We start from the raw sequence: 15496 nt of genomic DNA, 5'->3' as shown, positions 1-15496 counted from the left end.
GTTCGCCTACGAGCCGGGCTCGGCAGCCAGGTCGGCGACGACCGCCGCATGATCGGAGGGCCAGACGCCGTCGACCGGCGCGTCGCCGGCCCGGCGGATGCCCTGCACATGGCCGAGTCCGTCCGGGCCGGGCCGGCCGACGTGGATGTAGTCGATCCGGACCGCCGGGTCCGGCCCGACATACGGGTTCGCCGGGTCCCAGGTGGCCGACGGGGCGGCCGGGTCGGCGTACTCCCAGGCGTCGATGAGGGCCTGGCGGGGGACGGCCGGAGCCGTCTTGTAGCCGCCGAAGAGGCGGATCTCGTCGGAGTCCGGCCAGGCGTTGAAGTCCCCGGTGACGACCGGCGGGAACGGCGTGTCGCCGCGGTGTTCGGCGACGAACTCGGCGAGTGCGGTGACCTGTCGGCAGCGGGTGGCCGAAGCGTGCAGGGCGGAGGTGAGGTGGGTGGTGAAGAAGGGCACCTCATAGGCGGGGGTGGCCAGCCGGGCGTACAGGGCGAGCCGGCCGTCGTCGGCATCCGCCGGGGCGGGGAGCGGGAGGACGGCCTGCTCGGTGACGGGCCAGCGGCTGAGGACGGCGTTGCCGATGCCGACGCGCTCGTCACCGATCCGGCGCTGCCAGCGCTCCGGGGCGTGCGACGGACCCCAGGCGCAGTGCAGGCCGAGTTCCCCGGCGAGCCACTCGGCGAGGTTCTCGCCGTCCGCGCCCCACACCTCCTGGAGGCCGACGACATCGGGGCGCAGGTCCCTGAGTGTGGCGAGGATCGCCTTCTGCCGTTCCGCCCAGGGGCCGAACCGCCACCATAGATTCCAGGTCACGACCCGCATGGCCACCGCCCTCGTCGCACCGCGTCCGAGGGACCATTGAATCAACAACCGCCCCGGCCACGACACAGGAGCCGCACGGACCATGCCCCGTCTCGCCGACCTCAGATTCCGCGCCGCCACGACCGTCCAGCGCCACCTCGCCAATCCTCTGATGCGCCGGCTCCCCCTGCACGCGGTCTTGGAGACCACCGGCCGCACCTCCGGCCTCCCCCGCCGCACACCGGTGGGCGGGCGCCGCGTCGGTGACTCCTTCTGGCTGGTGTCGGAGTTCGGCGGGCGGTCCCAGTACATCCGCAACATCCAGGCGAACCCACACGTGCGCGTACGGATCAGGGGCCGCTGGCACGAGGGAACCGCCCACCTCCTCCCGGACGACGACCCCATCGCACGCCTGCGCACCCTGCCGCGCCTCAACAGCGCGGCGGTCCGGGTCATCGGGACGCAACTGCTGACCGTGCGGGTGGATCTGGCGGACGGCGGCCGTACCTGAGCCCTCAGGACGGCAGCCCTCCCTGACGCCTCACCCCGGCCACACGATCGCCTGCACCTCGCTGTACGCGTGCAGCGCGTACGAGCCGACGTCCCGGCCGACGCCGCTCTTCTTGAAACCGCCGAACGGGGCCTCCATGTTGCGGCCGACGGTGTTCACGCCGACTCCGCCGGCCCGCAGGCGGCGGGCCACGCGGAAGGCGCGGGCCACGTCGCCCGACCACACGTAGTCGATCAGGCCGTAGTCGCTGTCGTTCGCCAGGGCCACCCCCTCGTCCTCCTCGTCGAAGGGAATCACGACGACCACCGGGCCGAAGATCTCCTCCCGGGCCACCCGCATGTCGTTCGTGCAGTCGGCGAGCAGGGTCGGTGCCACGTAGAAGCCCCGGTCGAGTGCGGGCCGTTCGCCACCCGTCACCACCACCGCGCCCTCTTTAAGGCCCAGTTCGACGTACGACTCCACCCGCCCCCGGTGCGCCGCCGAGATCACCGGGCCGACGACCGTGGACGGGTCGCGCGGATCGCCGACCTTCAACCGGCTGGCGTACGCGGCCAGTTGCCCGACCAGACGGTCGTACACCCCGCGCTGCGCCAGCACCCGCGTCGGCGCCGTGCAGATCTGGCCGCTGTAGAAGGAGAACGTCGTGCCGATCCCGGACACCGCCGAACCGAGGTCCGCGTCGTCGAAGACGACCGCCGCTCCCTTCCCGCCCAGCTCCATCAACTGCCGTTTCATGGACCGCCCGCACACCTCGGCGATGCGCTGCCCGACGGCCGTCGAGCCGGTGAAGCTCACCATGTCCACATCGCCCGACGCGACGGCGGCCTCCCCGACCTCCACCGACCGTCCCGAGACGACGTTCACGACCCCGCGCGGCACACCCGCCTCCGCCAGCGCCTCCGCCATCCGGTACACCGACAGCGGATCCTGCGGAGCCGGTTTCACCACCACCGTGTTGCCCATCGCCAGCGCCGGGGCGACCTTGCCCGCCGGGTTCGCCCAGGGGTTGTTGTACGAGGTGATGCAGGTGACGACCCCGACGGGCTGACGGACGGCCAGCGCGCCCATCACGCCGGCCTTCCCCATCGGCCCGGCCTCGTTGATCTGCGGCGGGATCGCCCACTCCGCCGGCTCCACGCGCGCGTACCGCCGGAAACGGGCCGCGCCCACACCCACCTGCATGCCGCGGGCCGTCCCCGTCGTCGCCCCCGTCTCGGCCTGGGCCAGCTCGGCGTACTGGACCAGACGGCTCCGGATGATGTCCGCGGCCCGCGCCAGCACCGCCGCCCGCTCCTCCGCGGGGGTGCGCGACCAGGGCCCGAAGGCCTCGCGGGCCGCGGCGCAGGCCGCGTGCACCTGATCCCGCGAGGCCTCCGGCGCCCAGCCGACGGTCTCCTCCGTCGCGGGGTCGACGACCGCGTAACAGTCCTCGGGCTCGACCCACTCCCCGCCGACGAACAGCCGCTGGCTCACCTCGTGCTCACCGTCCGCGTGTCCCCCCGAGCGCAGCACCCGCCCCGGAACCGCCCCGCTCACCACGTCGTCCCGGATCGCCTCCACCCCGTTGACCCAGACGGCCCGTACACCGAGCGCCCTGGAGTCCAGGCGCGGGCTGTCTCCCGGCAGGTCGTGCACCAGGGTGGCCGTACCGGCGTCGATGCGCTCCGGGTCGAACAGGACGAGGTCCGCATGCCAGCCCTCCGCCACCCGGCCCCGCTCCCGCAGGCCGAACAGCCGCGCCGGGTCGTCCGTCAGCATCTTCACCGCCTGCTCGAGCCCGACCAGCTTCCGCCCGCGCAGACAGTCCCCGAGGAACCGGGTGGTGTACGGCGCCCCGCACATCCGGTCCAGATGGGCTCCCGCGTCGGAGCCGCCCAGCAGGACGTCCTCGTGCTGCCAGGTCTCGGCCCGCAGCGCCCAGGACGCCGGGTCGTTGTCGGGGGGCATGGGCCACAGGACCGTACGGAGGTCGTCGTTCGCGCAGATGTCGACCAGGCAGGCGAAGGGGTCCTGGCCGCGTTCCGCTGCGATGTCCCGGACGACCCGGCCGGTCAGCCCGGCGTTCGCCTCGCTGTACGTGTCACCGATGACGTACCGCCCGAAGTCCGCCAGCCGCCGGAAGACGCCGGCTTCCTTGGAAGCCGCCCGCTTCAGCATCCCGGCCCGCACGGCGGGATCCTTCAGCTTCGCGATCCGCTCGGGCACGGGCAGGCCCAGGACCGGGCCCCAGCCGGGGATGAGGTTCAGCGCGCAGAACGTGCCGAGGGACATGTTCATCGGCGTGAGGATCGGCATGGTCAGCGCCACCACCCGGCCGCCCGCCTTGCGCGCCCGTTCACCGGCGAGGAGCTGGCGGGGCACGCGCTCGGGGACGGCCGCGTCGATGGTCAGAACGTTCCAGTTCAGCGGCCGGCCCGCCGCCGCGCTCATCTCCACGAACAGGTCGATCTCGGCGTCGCTGAACTGGTCCAGGCAGCCCGCGACGATCGCCTCGATCTGCGTTCCCTCGTGCTCGCCGACCGCCCGGGACAGAGCCAGCAGCTCGGCGGGCTGCGCGTGCCGGGAGGCGACCGGCTTCCCGTCGCCGTCGGAGTGGGTGGACGACTGGGTGGTGGACAGGCCCCACGCCCCCGCGTCCATCGCCTCGTGGAACAACCGGAGCATCGCCGCGAGCTGCTCCTCGCTCGGCTGCCCGCCCACCGCATCCGGGCCCATCACGTACCGCCGCAGCGCGCAGTGCCCCACCATGAACCCGGCGTTGACCGCGATCCGCCCCTCGAGGGCCTCCAGATACTCACCGAAGGTGTGCCAGCTCCACGGCGCCCCTTCCTCCAGCGCCACCAGCGACATGCCCTCGACCTTGGACATCATGCGACGGGTGTAGTCGGCGTCCTCGGGGCGGTCGGGGTTGAGCGGGGCGAGGGTGAACCCGCAGTTGCCGGCGGCGACCGTGGTCACTCCGTGGTTGAGGGAGGGAGTGGCGTACGGGTCCCAGAAGAGCTGGGCGTCGTAGTGGGTGTGCGGGTCGACGAAGCCGGGGGCGAGGACGAGGCCGTGCGCGTCCTCGGTGGTCCGGCCCCCTTCGCTGATCGTGCCGATGACGGCGATACGACCGTCCCGTATCCCGACGTCGGCGGTGTACGCGGGCGCGCCGGTGCCGTCGACGACGGTCGCGCCCTTGATGACGTGATCGAGCATGAGCCTTGCCTCCTGACTCCGGGCCGGTGGAGATACCCAGGGGCGCGGGACTGCGTCGACATGCGGCTCCGCCGCGTGGGCGCGACCAGCCACAGAACACCCGCACCCCGCAACGGCGATTACGCGGCAGCCCGGAACCGGGAGGTCCGATGTACCGGATCCGTGTCGATCTTCGGAATCACGTGCTCGCCGATGAGGCGAATGGTCTGCAACGTCTCCTCCTTCGGCACCCCCACCGGCAGCCCGAAACTCAACTGGTCGGCCCCGGCCTGCTCCCACCGCTTGCACTGCCGCAACACCTCGTCGGGGTCACCGCAGACCAACAGCTCCTCCTCGATGAGGACTTCGACGAACTCCTCCGTGTACGCGGGGAGCGTCTCCGGCCACACGGGGAAGCCCTCGGGACGCGGGAAGGTGTCGTGGTACCGGAACACCAACGACGGCAAGTAGTGCAACCCACCGTTCGCCGCGATCCGTATCGCTTCCTCGTGCGTCGGCGCGCAGATCGCGGTGGTCGTCACCATCACGTTGTCGTTGACGAAGTCCCCGATCGGCTCGGCCTCGACGACCGCGGTCTTGTACTGCTCCAGCACCCACTCCATGTCGGAGACCTTCTGCACGCTGAAGCCGAGCACGCCGAGCCCCTTGCGGGCGGCCATCGCGTACGAGGGCGGTGACCCGGCCGCGTACCACATCGCCGGGTGCGACCTGCCGTACGGCTTCGGCAGGACCTTCCGCGGCGGCAGCGACCAGTGCTTGCCCTGGAACCCGGCGTACTCGTCCTGGAGCCACATCTTGGGGAACTCGGCGATGGTCTCTTCCCAGATCTCCTTGGTGTAGTTCATGTCGGTGATCCCGGGGAGGAAGCCGAGGATCTCGTGGCTGCCCGCGCCGCGTCCGCTGCCGAACTCGAAGCGGTTCTCGGTGAGGTGGTCGAGCATGGCGACCTTCTCGGCGACCTTCACCGGATGGTTGACCTGGGCGAGCGGGTTGAAGATGCCGGAGCCGAGGTGGATGCGCTCGGTGGCGTGGGCGAGGTAGCCGAGGAAGACGTCGTTGGCGGAGAGGTGGGAGTACTCCTCCAGGAAGTGGTGCTCGGACGCCCAGGCGTACTTGAACCCGGACCTGTCCGCCTGGATGACGTACTCGGCCTCCTCCATCAGCGCCTTGTGCTCGGCGAGCGGGTCGGTCTCGGCGCGCTTGCCCACGTATCCCTGTACAAAGAGCCCGAATTCCAAGGAGGTTCACCGTCCCGGGTCTTTTCTGATGCACCGTCAGGTTTCTTCGCTGCCGCCGACTGTGGCACCGGGGGTGCGTACCGTCAATAGCTGATGGGCCGTCAGATGATGCTGACGCCGGCCAGCCATCCCCCGTCGATCACGAACGGCTGCCCGGTGATGTACGAGGAGTCCTCGCAGGACAGGAACAGCGCCAGCCGCGCCACCTCCTCCGGCCGCCCGATCCGCCCCAGCGGCACCAGCCTGCGGTACAGCCCGTCCAGGGCCTGCGAGGTCTGCACGGGGTCCGCGTCCGGGTCCAGGAGCGCCGGGTTGGACATGGCCGTGTCGATGGCACCCGGGCACATGGCGTTGACGCGGATGCTCCGGTGGGCCAGCTCCAGGGCGGCGACCCGGGTGAGGCCGATGACGGCGTGCTTGGTGGCCGCGTAGGTGCCGACGGCCGCCATGCCGGTCATGCCGGTGTAGGAGGCGGTGTTGACGATCGTGCCGCCCGTCTCCAGGTGGGGTGCCACGGTCTTCATACCCAGAAAGCAGCCGACCTGGTTCACCTGCACGACCTGCATGAACTCCTCGAGGGGAGTGTCCACGAGGGCGTTGAAGCGCAGGATGCCGGCGTTGTTGACGAGCCCGTCGACCCGGCCGTACGCCTCCTCGGCGGCGGCCACCGCGGCGCGCCAGTCGTCCTCCCGCCCCACGTCGAGATGGACGTATCGGGCTCCGATCTCCTTGGCGAGCGCCTCGCCCGCGTCGTCCAGGACATCGGTGACGACGACCTCGGCGCCCTCCTCCCGGAACAGCCGGGCCTCCTGCTCCCCCTGCCCGCGCGCCGCACCGGTGACGATCACGACACGTCCGTCCAGCTTGCCCATGCGTTCTCCTCACAGGTACGGAGCCACGTCGGCGCCGAATGCGGTCATCTGGTCGGTGAGTTCGGCGCGGCTCCGACTGCGGAACCGCACCTGGATCTGGTGCACACCCATCGCCCGGTAGGCCCGCAGGGACTCGGCGAGGGCGTCGGGGTCACCGGTGAGGGTGCGGCGGCCGACGTCCCAGGTGGGGCGGCCGACGTAGAGCGGCTCGGTGAGGGCACCGATGGTGAGCGGGGCCTCGATGCCCGCCTCCGCCCGCTGTGCTGTCAGCCGGGCGATCTGCCCGGGCAGCCGGTCCCGCGGATCGCCCTGCGGCAGCCAGCCGTCACCCTTGAGCGCGGCCCGGCGTACGGCGGCGGGCGAGGAGCCGCCGACCCAGAGGGGAACGCTTGGCTGGGCGGGCCGGGGACGCTGCCCGAGATCGTGGAACTCGTACAGCTTGCCGTGATGCACGGGGAACTCGTCCGGGCCGAGAGCGGCCCGCAGGGCGTCGATGGACTCGTCGAGTACGGCGCCGCGCTGCCGGAAGTCCACCCCGAGCGCCTCGAACTCCTCCTGCACATGCCCGGCGCCGACCCCCAGGATCAGGCGACCGCTCGAGAGGTGATCGAGGGTGGCGTACTGCTTGGCGGTGATCAGGGGGTGCCGCAGTCCGACGACGGCGACATGGGAGAGGAGCCGGACGCGTTCGGTGACCGCCGCCAGATGGGCGAGGGTGGCCACGGGGTCGTACCACACCGTGCTCATCGCGGGCGCGAGCCGACGCGGGATGGCGACGTGGTCGCAGCAGGCGACGTAGTCGAACCCGGCGCGGTCCGCGGCGCGGGCGACGGCGACGAGGTCGTCGGGGCCGGCGGCGGCCTCCCAGGGCTCGGTGTAGAGGGTGCTCTGGGACTGGACGGGGAGCTGGATGCCGTAGCGAAGGCTCATGGCCCGACCCACAGGCCGTCGTCGGTCAGCCCGAGCAGCTCGATGGCGTTGCGCCGTACGATCCGCTCCACGACGTCCGCCGCCAGGTGCCCCATCTGGGCCTCACCGACCTCGCGGGACTTCGGCCAGGTGGAGTCGGAGTGCGGGTAGTCGGTCTCGTAGAGGACGTTGCCGACTCCGATGGAGTCCAGGTTGCGGAGCCCGAAGGCGTCGTCGAAGAAGCAGCCGTGGACGTGCTCGGCGAACAGCTCGGACGGCGGCCGGTGCACCTTGTCGGCGACACCGCCCCAGGCGCGGTTCTCCTCCCAGACGACGTCGGCGCGCTCGAGGATGTACGGAATCCACCCGATCTGCCCCTCGGCGTACATGACGCGGAGGTTCGGGAACCGCTCGAACTTACCGCTCATCAGCCAGTCGACCATCGAGAAGCAGCAGTTGGCGAAGGTGATGGTGGAGCCGACGGCGGGCGGGGCGTCGGCGGAGGTGGAGGGCATACGGCTGCTGGAGCCGATGTGCATCGCGATGACCGTGCCGGTCTCGTCGCAGGCGGCGAGGAAGGGGTCCCAGTCGTCGGTGTGGACGGAGGGCAGGCCCAGGTGCGGGGGCATCTCGGAGAAGGCGACGGCCCGGACGCCGCGCGCCGCGTTGCGCCGGACTTCTGCCGCCGCCAGCCCGGCGTCCCAGAGGGGGATGAGGGTGAGGGGGATGAGCCGCCCCTGAGCCTCGGGCCCGCACCACTCCTCCACCATCCAGTCGTTGTAGGCGCGGATGCAGAGCAGGCCGAGCTCGTGGTCGGCGGCCTCGGTGAAGGTCTGGCCGCAGAAGCGGGGGAAGGTGGGGAAGCAGAGGGCGGACTGGACGTGGTTGACGTCCATGTCGGCGAGACGGGCGGGGACGTCGTACGAGCCCGGCCTCATCTGCTCGTAGGTGATGATCTCCAGCTTGATCTCGTCCCTGCTGTAGCCGACGGCGGTGTCGAGGCGGGTGAGGGGGCGGTGCAGGTCCTCGTAGACCCACCAGTCGCCGATCGGGCCGTCGTCGTCCGGCTGCCCCATGACGGGCTTGAAGCGGCCGCCGAGGAAGGTCATTTCCTTCAGGGGGGCGCGAACGATGCGCGGCCCGGTGTCGAGGTACTTCTTCGGGAGCCGGTCCTGCCAGACGTTCGGGGGTTCGACGGTGTGGTCGTCGACGGAGATGATCTTCGGGAAGGAGGTGTCCATGGAGGCAAGGTAGCGCCGATCTGACGACCCGTCAGCTACCTGGTCTCCGGCTGGGTGTATCTCGGACGGGGCTTCGCGCTCAGGTCAGTGCGGAAGTGTGCGAAGAGGGTGTGAGGGACTTGTGGTGTCCCGCGCGCCTGGCTGTGAGTGCGGTCTCGCGCGGCTGACGCATCCGCCATGAGCAAGGCAAACTGACAGGGTTGCTCAGGATGTCTAGGGGGACGGCGATGGACGAGGTACCTCCGCAGGTGCCGGTACAGAGGCGTCCGGGCTCTGCGCAGGAGCCGGAGACGCTGCGCTTCAGCGTGCTCGGGCCGGTGCGCGCCTGGCGCGGCGAGGAGTCGCTGAGCACCGGTTCCCCCCAGCAACGCGCCCTGCTGGCCGCGCTGCTGCTGCGCGAGGGCCGTACGGCGACCGCGGCGGAGCTGATCGACGCACTGTGGGGCGAGGAGCCGCCGTCCCAGGCACTGGCGGCCCTGCGGACGTACGCCTCCCGGCTGCGCAAGGTCCTGGACGCCGGCGTCCTGGTGAGCGAGTCGGGCGGCTACGCGATCCGTTCCGTCGCGGACGGGGCGCTGGACCTGGCGGTGACGCAGGGCCTGGCGACGGACGCGGAGAAGGCGAAGAGCGCAGGAGACCTGTGCCGGGCGCGCGAGCTGCTCGGGCGCGCGGTGGCCCTGTGGGACGGCGAGGCGCTGGCGGGCGTACCGGGGCCGTATGCGGAGGCCCAGCGGGTCCGGCTGGAGGAATGGCGGCTGCAACTCCTCGAATCCCGCCTGGACATGGACCTGGAGCAGGGCTGCCATGCGGAGGCGGTGTCGGAGCTGACGGCACTGACGGCGGCGCATCCGCTGCGCGAACGCCTGCGTGAGCTGCTGATGCTGGCGCTGTACCGGAGCGGCCGGCAGGCGGAGGCGCTGGCGGTGTACGCGGACACGCGGCGGCTGCTGGCGGACGAGCTGGGGGTGGACCCACGCCCGGGCCTGCAGGACTTGCAGCACCGCATCCTCCAGGCGGACCCCGGCCTGGCGGAACCGTCGGCACCGGCTGCGGAGCCGGCCTCCACCCCCGTCCGCCCGGCCCAACTCCCCGCAACTGTCCCCGACTTCACGGGCCGTTCCTCCTTCGTCGCCGAGCTGAGCGAGGTGCTGGCGTCGGCGGAGGGCCGGGTGATGGCGGTCTCGGCGCTGGCCGGCATCGGCGGCGTGGGCAAGACGACACTGGCGGTCCATGTCGCCCACCAGGCGCGCTCGGCGTTCCCGGACGGGCAGCTGTACGTCGATCTGCAGGGCGCCGGCGCCCGGGCGGCGGAACCGGAGACGGTACTGGGTTCGTTCCTCAGGGCTCTGGGGACGGCGGACTCGGCGATCCCGGACTCCCTGGAGGAGCGCTCGGCGCTGTACCGGTCGGTGCTGGACGGCCGACGTGTACTCGTACTGCTGGACAACGCCCGCGATGCCGCCCAGGTACGCCCGCTGCTGCCGGGGACCTCCGGCTGCGCGGCACTGGTGACCTCCCGCGTCCGGATGGTGGACCTGGCCGGTGCCCACCTGGTCGACCTCGACGTCATGTCCCCCGACGAGGCGCTGTCGCTGTTCACCAAGATCGTGGGCGAGGAACGGGTCGCGTCGGAACGGAAGGCCGCCCTCGACGTGGTGGCGGCGTGCGGTTTCCTGCCGCTGGCCATCAGGATCGCCGCATCCCGGCTGGCCGCCCGGCGCACCTGGACGGTGTCGGTACTGGCGGCGAAGCTCGCGGACGAGCGACGCCGGCTGGATGAGTTGCAGGCCGGGGACCTGGCAGTGAAGGCGACCTTCGAGCTGGGGTACGGGGCACTGGAGCCGGCCCAGGCGCGGGCGTTCAGGTTGCTGGGGCTGGCAGACGGACCGGACATCTCCCTGGCGGCGGCTGCGGCGGTCCTGGACCTGCCGGTGGAGGAGACGGAGGACTTGCTGGAGTCCCTCGTCGACACGTCACTCCTGGAGTCGGCGGCGCCCGGCCGCTACCGCTTCCATGATCTGGTGCGGCTCTACGCGCGTGCGTGCGCCGAACGCGACGAGCACCCACCGAGCGAGCGCGAGGCGGCGCTGTCGCGGTTGCTGGACTTCTATCTGGCCACTGCGGCTGGGGTTTATGCGAGGGAGCGGCCCGGGGATCGGTTGGTGGATCATCTGGAGCCGACCGAGTACCAGGGGCTGACGTTCGAGGATCGGCATCAGGCCCAGGACTGGCTGTATGCCGAGGCGAACTGTCTGCTGGCCTGTGTACGTCAGTCGATCGGGCAGGGCAGCCTGAAACGTGCGGTGGACCTCCTCTGGGCTTCGAAGGATCTCGCCGAGTCCGGCGCGAACTCTCGTGAGTACGAGACAGTCGCGGCCTTCGCGCGCGACTCGGCGCAGGCCGCGGGAAACGACCAGGTAGAGGCGCGGTCCCGCACGACGCTGACCGAGGCCCACCTCGCGGGTGGGCGCTTCGAGCAGGCGGACAGCGAAGCGGAGCACGCGATGCGACTGGCGCAGGAGATCACCGACCCCGCGTTGAGCTGCTGGGTGCCGAACCATCGCGGGGTCGTCGCGATCTATCAGAACCGGCACACGGAAGCGGCCGCGTACCTCCAGGAGGCGATCGCGAGTTTCCGGTCCGACGGAAATCTCCCCGGCGAGGCCAGCGCCCTGTGCAACCTCTCACGCTCGCACCTGGCTGTCGGCCGCACCTCCAGTGCGATCGAACTCGCCCAACGCGGCACTGACATATACGACCGCCTGGGGCATGCCCTGCGCGGCGCCAACGGCCGCTACGCACTCGGCCTCGCCCTGGCTCAGGCGGGACAGACCGACGCCGCATCCTCTCAACTGCAGGAGGCCCTGGGCGCATTCAGGGACAGCAGGCAACGCCTCTGGGAAGGTATGACGCTGTTCCGGCTCGCCGAGGTCGACCTCGCTGCCCAGCGCCCGGCGAAGGCCGCCTCCAATGCCGAGAGCGCGCTCACCGTGCTGCGCGGCATCGGCGGCGAATGGCGGCGCGGCAACGTCCTGACCGTGCTCGGGCGGGCGCTCAGTGCTCTCGGGCAGGTCGGCAGGGCGCAAGTATGCTGGCGAGAAGCCCTGGTCATCTACGAGAACCTCAGCTCGCCGGAGGCCTCAGAGGTGCGCTCCCTCCTGGCGCTGGCCGCCGCTTGAGCTCCATGAGGGCGCGTTCATCGTTCGTTTATCGCCACCCGGCACTCTCTCCTGCATGACGATCCGTCGCGTCGGGGGGCAGACGGGTCGGGCGCAGGCCTCACCACTAGGGTGAACGGCCTTGTACAACCCGCCCGGCGACCCACGGGGGAGTTGCCGGGCGGGCCCATCCACCACTGCTACAGGAGTTGGACACCATGGCCGACGCAGCGAAGAAGGACGACGGCACCGTCAAGCCGCAGGACACCCACGTCACGGACGTCGACGACGGCACCACCAAGCCGCTCGACACCCACGTGACGAGCACCGACGGCGGCACGGCCAAGCCGCAGGACACGCACGTCACCGGCGAAGAGGCCTGAGAGTCCTTCTTCAACGGGGACCGGCCGCGACGGCACGGAGGGGGTGCCGTCGCGGCCGAGGTGTGCCAAGAGCAGTGACATACGCTCGACTCAGGCCCTCACGCCGACGATGATTGGCCGCTCTCGGCCAACCCACCCTTCGATTCCCTCCCGACAGCCCCTCCGGCTGGCCGAAACCGGCCAATTCCTCCTGTCTCCACGGAGAGGCAAGCGAGGTTATCCACAGGGCGGACGGAAGCACCGCCAACTTTGCGATCTTGGTGGGGTGGAGCGAACGGCGTTGCAGAAGTTGGCGCAGGGAGGCGTCCTTCTCACCTCGCGTGCGGTCGCCGCCGGCTGGCCTGCACGGAGTCTTCTCCGGGCTCTCCGGGCCGAGGGCTGGACGCAGTTCCAGAACGGCACCTGGATCGAGCCGGGGCGGGGGCAGGACTGGCACACACGGCTCCGAGCAGCGCAGTTGCTCAGGCCGAGGCTCGTCGTCAGCCACCGTTCAGCGGCTGCCCTCTGGCGGATCGAGACGCTCACCCCGGCCACTCGCGCACCTCTTGAGTTCACCGACCCGGCCCTGGCCCTCCGACGCGGGGGCGCGGGCGTGCGCGTGCATCGCATCCCTCTCAGCGACGGAGACGTGGCGGAGCGGCAGGGCCTACGCGTCACCGGGGCGGTGCGCACGGTCGCCGACCTGCTGCGGACCGAGCCGAGGGACGAGGCGGTCGTCGCCGTGGAGTCAGCCCTCACCTGTCGCAGGGTCGGAGGCGTACGCCGCGCCCCGCTGACCGACCTCGACGCGATCTCCGCCGCGCTTCTCGACACCTCTCACCGTGGGACGACCCGAGCCCTCAAGTGGCTGCGCCTATGCGACCCCCGCGCCGGATCGCCGGCCGAGACCATCGCCCGCCTGCGCATGTACGACGCCGGACTACGCCCCGAGTCCCAAGTCGAACTCCGCACCCCGAGCGGCCGCCGCATCATTCTCGACTTCCTCTTCCGCCAGGCAGGCCTGGCCGTCGAGATCGAGGGGTACGCCTATCACGGCACCCGCAACTCCCATCGCCGCGACGTGGCCCGCTTCAACCAGCTCCAGCAGTGCCCCGAGGTCCGACTCGTCCTCCGCTTCACCGCCGAGGACGTCTTCCACCGCCCCGCGCAGGTGATCCAGCAGATCCGTACGGCATTGGCGACAACCGCAGTGCCCCGAAGTGAACGCCGACCTCACCTCGTCGACGACGTTCAGTGACCGTCGGGGCCGCTCGCTTCTTGGCCAGTGTCGTGCTTCCGCGAGGCGAGTAAAGGGCGCTCCACTCCGCTGCGCTGCGTTCCGCGTCGCCTTCGGCGATGGCCCTGCGGGCCACCCTTGACTCGCCTCGCTCCAGCACGGGTGAGAAGCGAGCGAGCGGCCCGGAAAGGCGGTGGCCGAGGCGGGCGGCCACCTCCGTCGGCTGCGGAGCGGGCCGGGGTTGGCGGGCGCGGTCGCGCCTCGCATGCACGCCGGGTGGGCTTGGCGGCGAGCGGTGGGCTTGTGGGGGGTCGCGGCGGCGGGGTGGGGGGACGCCGGCTCGGTTTGGCGGCTTGCGGGTGGTGGGTGGTTGGGGTGCGCCAGCAGGGGTGGGGCAGGCCGGGTCGGCTTGGCGGCCTCCGCCCGGCGGGAGGCCCCGCGGGCGGGGCAGGGACGCGGGGCGGGGACGCGGACTCGCCGGTGGCGCCCTGGCAGGTCACTGCTGTCACACCAGCCTCACGGACCGCACCCCGGCAGGTAATTGGCCGATTTGGGCCACGGGCAGGCAGTCCCACCTGGGCTTTCTCCCCTGCTGGGTGGCCGAAAGCGGCCAATTGCTGGTCCAGCGACAGCGACAGCGCCAGTGCCAGTGCCAGCGTCTGGCACCGGAGCCACGGGGGACGCCTTGCCAGTCACAGATCCCGGACGCTGCCACCCGCCCACCATCCACCGGCCCGATGCCGCTGAGCCGACCCGGCATGCCCGGACGGACTGCCGCGTCCGCCCCAGCCCCCCCACCGGGCCGCTTGCCGCCAAGCCCACCCGACGTGCCCCACCCTGCCGACGCGCCCCAACCACCACGGCCGAATGCGCCAAGCCGACCCGGCGTGCCCCACCCTGCCGACGCGCCCCAACCACCCACCGGCCGAATGCCGCCAAGCCGACCCGGCGTGCCCCACCCCTGCCGACGCGCCCCAGCCACCCACCATCCGCAAGCCGCCAACCCCACCCGGCGTGCATGCGAGACGCTGACGCGCCCCCACCCCGGCCAACCCCCACCCCACCCGCATGGCCGGCCGACCTGGGCACCCGCCTTTCCGGGCCGCCCGCTCGCTTCTCACCCGTGCTGGAGCGAGCCGAGTCAAGGGTCGGCCGCAGGCCGATCGGCGCAGCCGACGCGGAACGCAGCGCAGCGGAGTGGAGCGCCCTTTACTCGCCTCGCGGAAGCACGACACTGACAAAGAAGCGGGCGGCCCCGACGGCCACCTCACCAGTCGGCGGGTGCCGCAGAGACTGCTAACTCCCGGTGTCCGTTCATGTGTTGAACGCCCGTCATGTCCAAGAGTTAATGGCCCATTAGGGCACATGAGGTGTAAAGGCATGGGTGCGATGCCGATCCTCTTGTCATGAACCTGTTGCCCGATGGGCGGGCAGCAGCCTCATGGAGGTGTGGGATGCACCGCAGACTCGCCACTGCTCTTGCCGCCTCGACTCTCTCCCTGGTCGCCGTCGTCGGTACCGCGACCGCCGCCACCGCCGCTCCGGCCGACAAGCCGCAGGTCCTCGCCAGTTGGACGCAGACCAGCGCGTCCAGCTACAACACCTGGGCCGCCGCCCGTACGAACCAGGCCGCCTGGTCGGCGTACGCCTTCGACTGGTCGACCGACTACTGCTCCTCCTCGCCGGACAACCCGTTCGGCTTCCCCTTCGCCATGTCCTGCGCCCGTCACGACTTCGGCTACCGCAACTACAAGGCGGCAGGCGCCTTCGACGCCAACAAGGCCCGCCTGGACAGCGCCTTCTACGAGGACCTCAAGCGCGTCTGCAACAACTACAGCGGCGGGACCAAGACCGCCTGCAACAGCACGGCGTGGACGTACTACCAGGCCGTGCGTGCCTTCGGATGAACGGCTACCGTCGGCCAACACCTCGGCGGCTGACGGCTGATCGCTGATCACCGGCA

The 15496-nt window shown here is 71.1% G+C and carries 11 protein-coding genes and 1 pseudogene; 5 read left to right on the top strand and 7 right to left on the bottom strand.

Going from position 1 to position 15496, the window contains the following annotated elements:
- Positions 1 to 6: 6 nt before the first annotated feature.
- On the bottom strand, positions 7 to 828 hold the full coding sequence (locus tag StrepF001_RS00540; protein ID WP_129796378.1) for an endonuclease/exonuclease/phosphatase family protein: 822 nt from the start codon (positions 826 to 828) through the stop codon (positions 7 to 9).
- 82 nt (positions 829 to 910) lie between these two features.
- Here StrepF001_RS00540 and StrepF001_RS00535 point away from each other — a divergent pair, with 82 nt between their 5' ends.
- Positions 911 to 1318, top strand: a complete 408-nt coding sequence (locus StrepF001_RS00535) for a nitroreductase/quinone reductase family protein (RefSeq protein WP_129796377.1) — start codon at positions 911 to 913, stop codon at positions 1316 to 1318.
- Between the two features lie 30 nt (positions 1319 to 1348).
- Here the strand turns inward: StrepF001_RS00535 and StrepF001_RS00530 are convergent, their stop codons facing one another.
- The 6 genes and pseudogenes from StrepF001_RS00530 to StrepF001_RS00505 form a co-directional block, all read right to left on the bottom strand.
- Positions 1349 to 2779, bottom strand: coding sequence for an aldehyde dehydrogenase family protein (locus StrepF001_RS00530; protein WP_129797465.1), 1431 nt, complete (start codon positions 2777 to 2779; stop codon positions 1349 to 1351).
- A gap of 8 nt (positions 2780 to 2787) precedes the next feature.
- Positions 2788 to 4516, bottom strand: a pseudogene (locus StrepF001_RS00525) (D-aminoacylase).
- Positions 4517 to 4635: 119 nt separating this feature from the next.
- Positions 4636 to 5754, bottom strand: coding sequence for an LLM class flavin-dependent oxidoreductase (locus StrepF001_RS00520; protein WP_129796376.1), 1119 nt, complete (start codon positions 5752 to 5754; stop codon positions 4636 to 4638).
- 101 nt (positions 5755 to 5855) lie between these two features.
- Positions 5856 to 6626 carry a glucose 1-dehydrogenase gene (locus StrepF001_RS00515; protein ID WP_129796375.1) on the bottom strand — a complete coding sequence of 257 codons (771 nt, stop codon included), beginning with the start codon at positions 6624 to 6626 and terminating at the stop codon, positions 5856 to 5858.
- Positions 6627 to 6635: 9 nt separating this feature from the next.
- A complete protein-coding gene (locus tag StrepF001_RS00510) occupies positions 6636 to 7556 on the bottom strand; it encodes an LLM class F420-dependent oxidoreductase (protein ID WP_129796374.1) in 921 nt (306 codons plus the stop codon).
- Positions 7553 to 8776: an amidohydrolase family protein gene (locus tag StrepF001_RS00505; protein ID WP_129796373.1), complete on the bottom strand. Its 1224-nt coding sequence runs from the start codon at positions 8774 to 8776 to the stop codon at positions 7553 to 7555. The genes StrepF001_RS00510 and StrepF001_RS00505 overlap by 4 nt, the downstream gene beginning before the upstream one ends.
- Positions 8777 to 9003: 227 nt before the next feature.
- On the opposite strand from StrepF001_RS00505, the gene StrepF001_RS00500 reads away from it, so the two are divergent.
- The 4 genes from StrepF001_RS00500 to StrepF001_RS00490 all read left to right on the top strand — a co-directional run bounded on the left by StrepF001_RS00500 (position 9004) and on the right by StrepF001_RS00490 (position 15440).
- Positions 9004 to 11955, top strand: a complete 2952-nt coding sequence (locus tag StrepF001_RS00500; protein ID WP_129796372.1) for a BTAD domain-containing putative transcriptional regulator — start codon at positions 9004 to 9006, stop codon at positions 11953 to 11955.
- 197 nt (positions 11956 to 12152) lie between these two features.
- A complete protein-coding gene (locus StrepF001_RS45345) occupies positions 12153 to 12317 on the top strand; it encodes a hypothetical protein (RefSeq protein WP_165396114.1) in 165 nt (54 codons plus the stop codon).
- Positions 12318 to 12597: 280 nt separating this feature from the next.
- Entirely contained in the window at positions 12598 to 13554 is a 957-nt protein-coding gene (locus StrepF001_RS00495; protein WP_240797211.1) for a DUF559 domain-containing protein, read from the top strand.
- A gap of 1433 nt (positions 13555 to 14987) precedes the next feature.
- Positions 14988 to 15440, top strand: a complete 453-nt coding sequence (locus StrepF001_RS00490) for a phospholipase (RefSeq protein WP_129796370.1) — start codon at positions 14988 to 14990, stop codon at positions 15438 to 15440.
- The last annotated feature ends 56 nt before the right edge of the window (positions 15441 to 15496 follow it).

The sequence above is a fragment of the Streptomyces sp. F001 genome, from assembly GCF_004187715.1.
In the GTDB taxonomy this organism is placed as follows: domain Bacteria; phylum Actinomycetota; class Actinomycetes; order Streptomycetales; family Streptomycetaceae; genus Streptomyces; species Streptomyces flavusporus.
The sequence above is the reverse complement of the archived record's forward strand: the minus strand, read 5'-3'. Positions and strand labels throughout refer to the sequence as shown.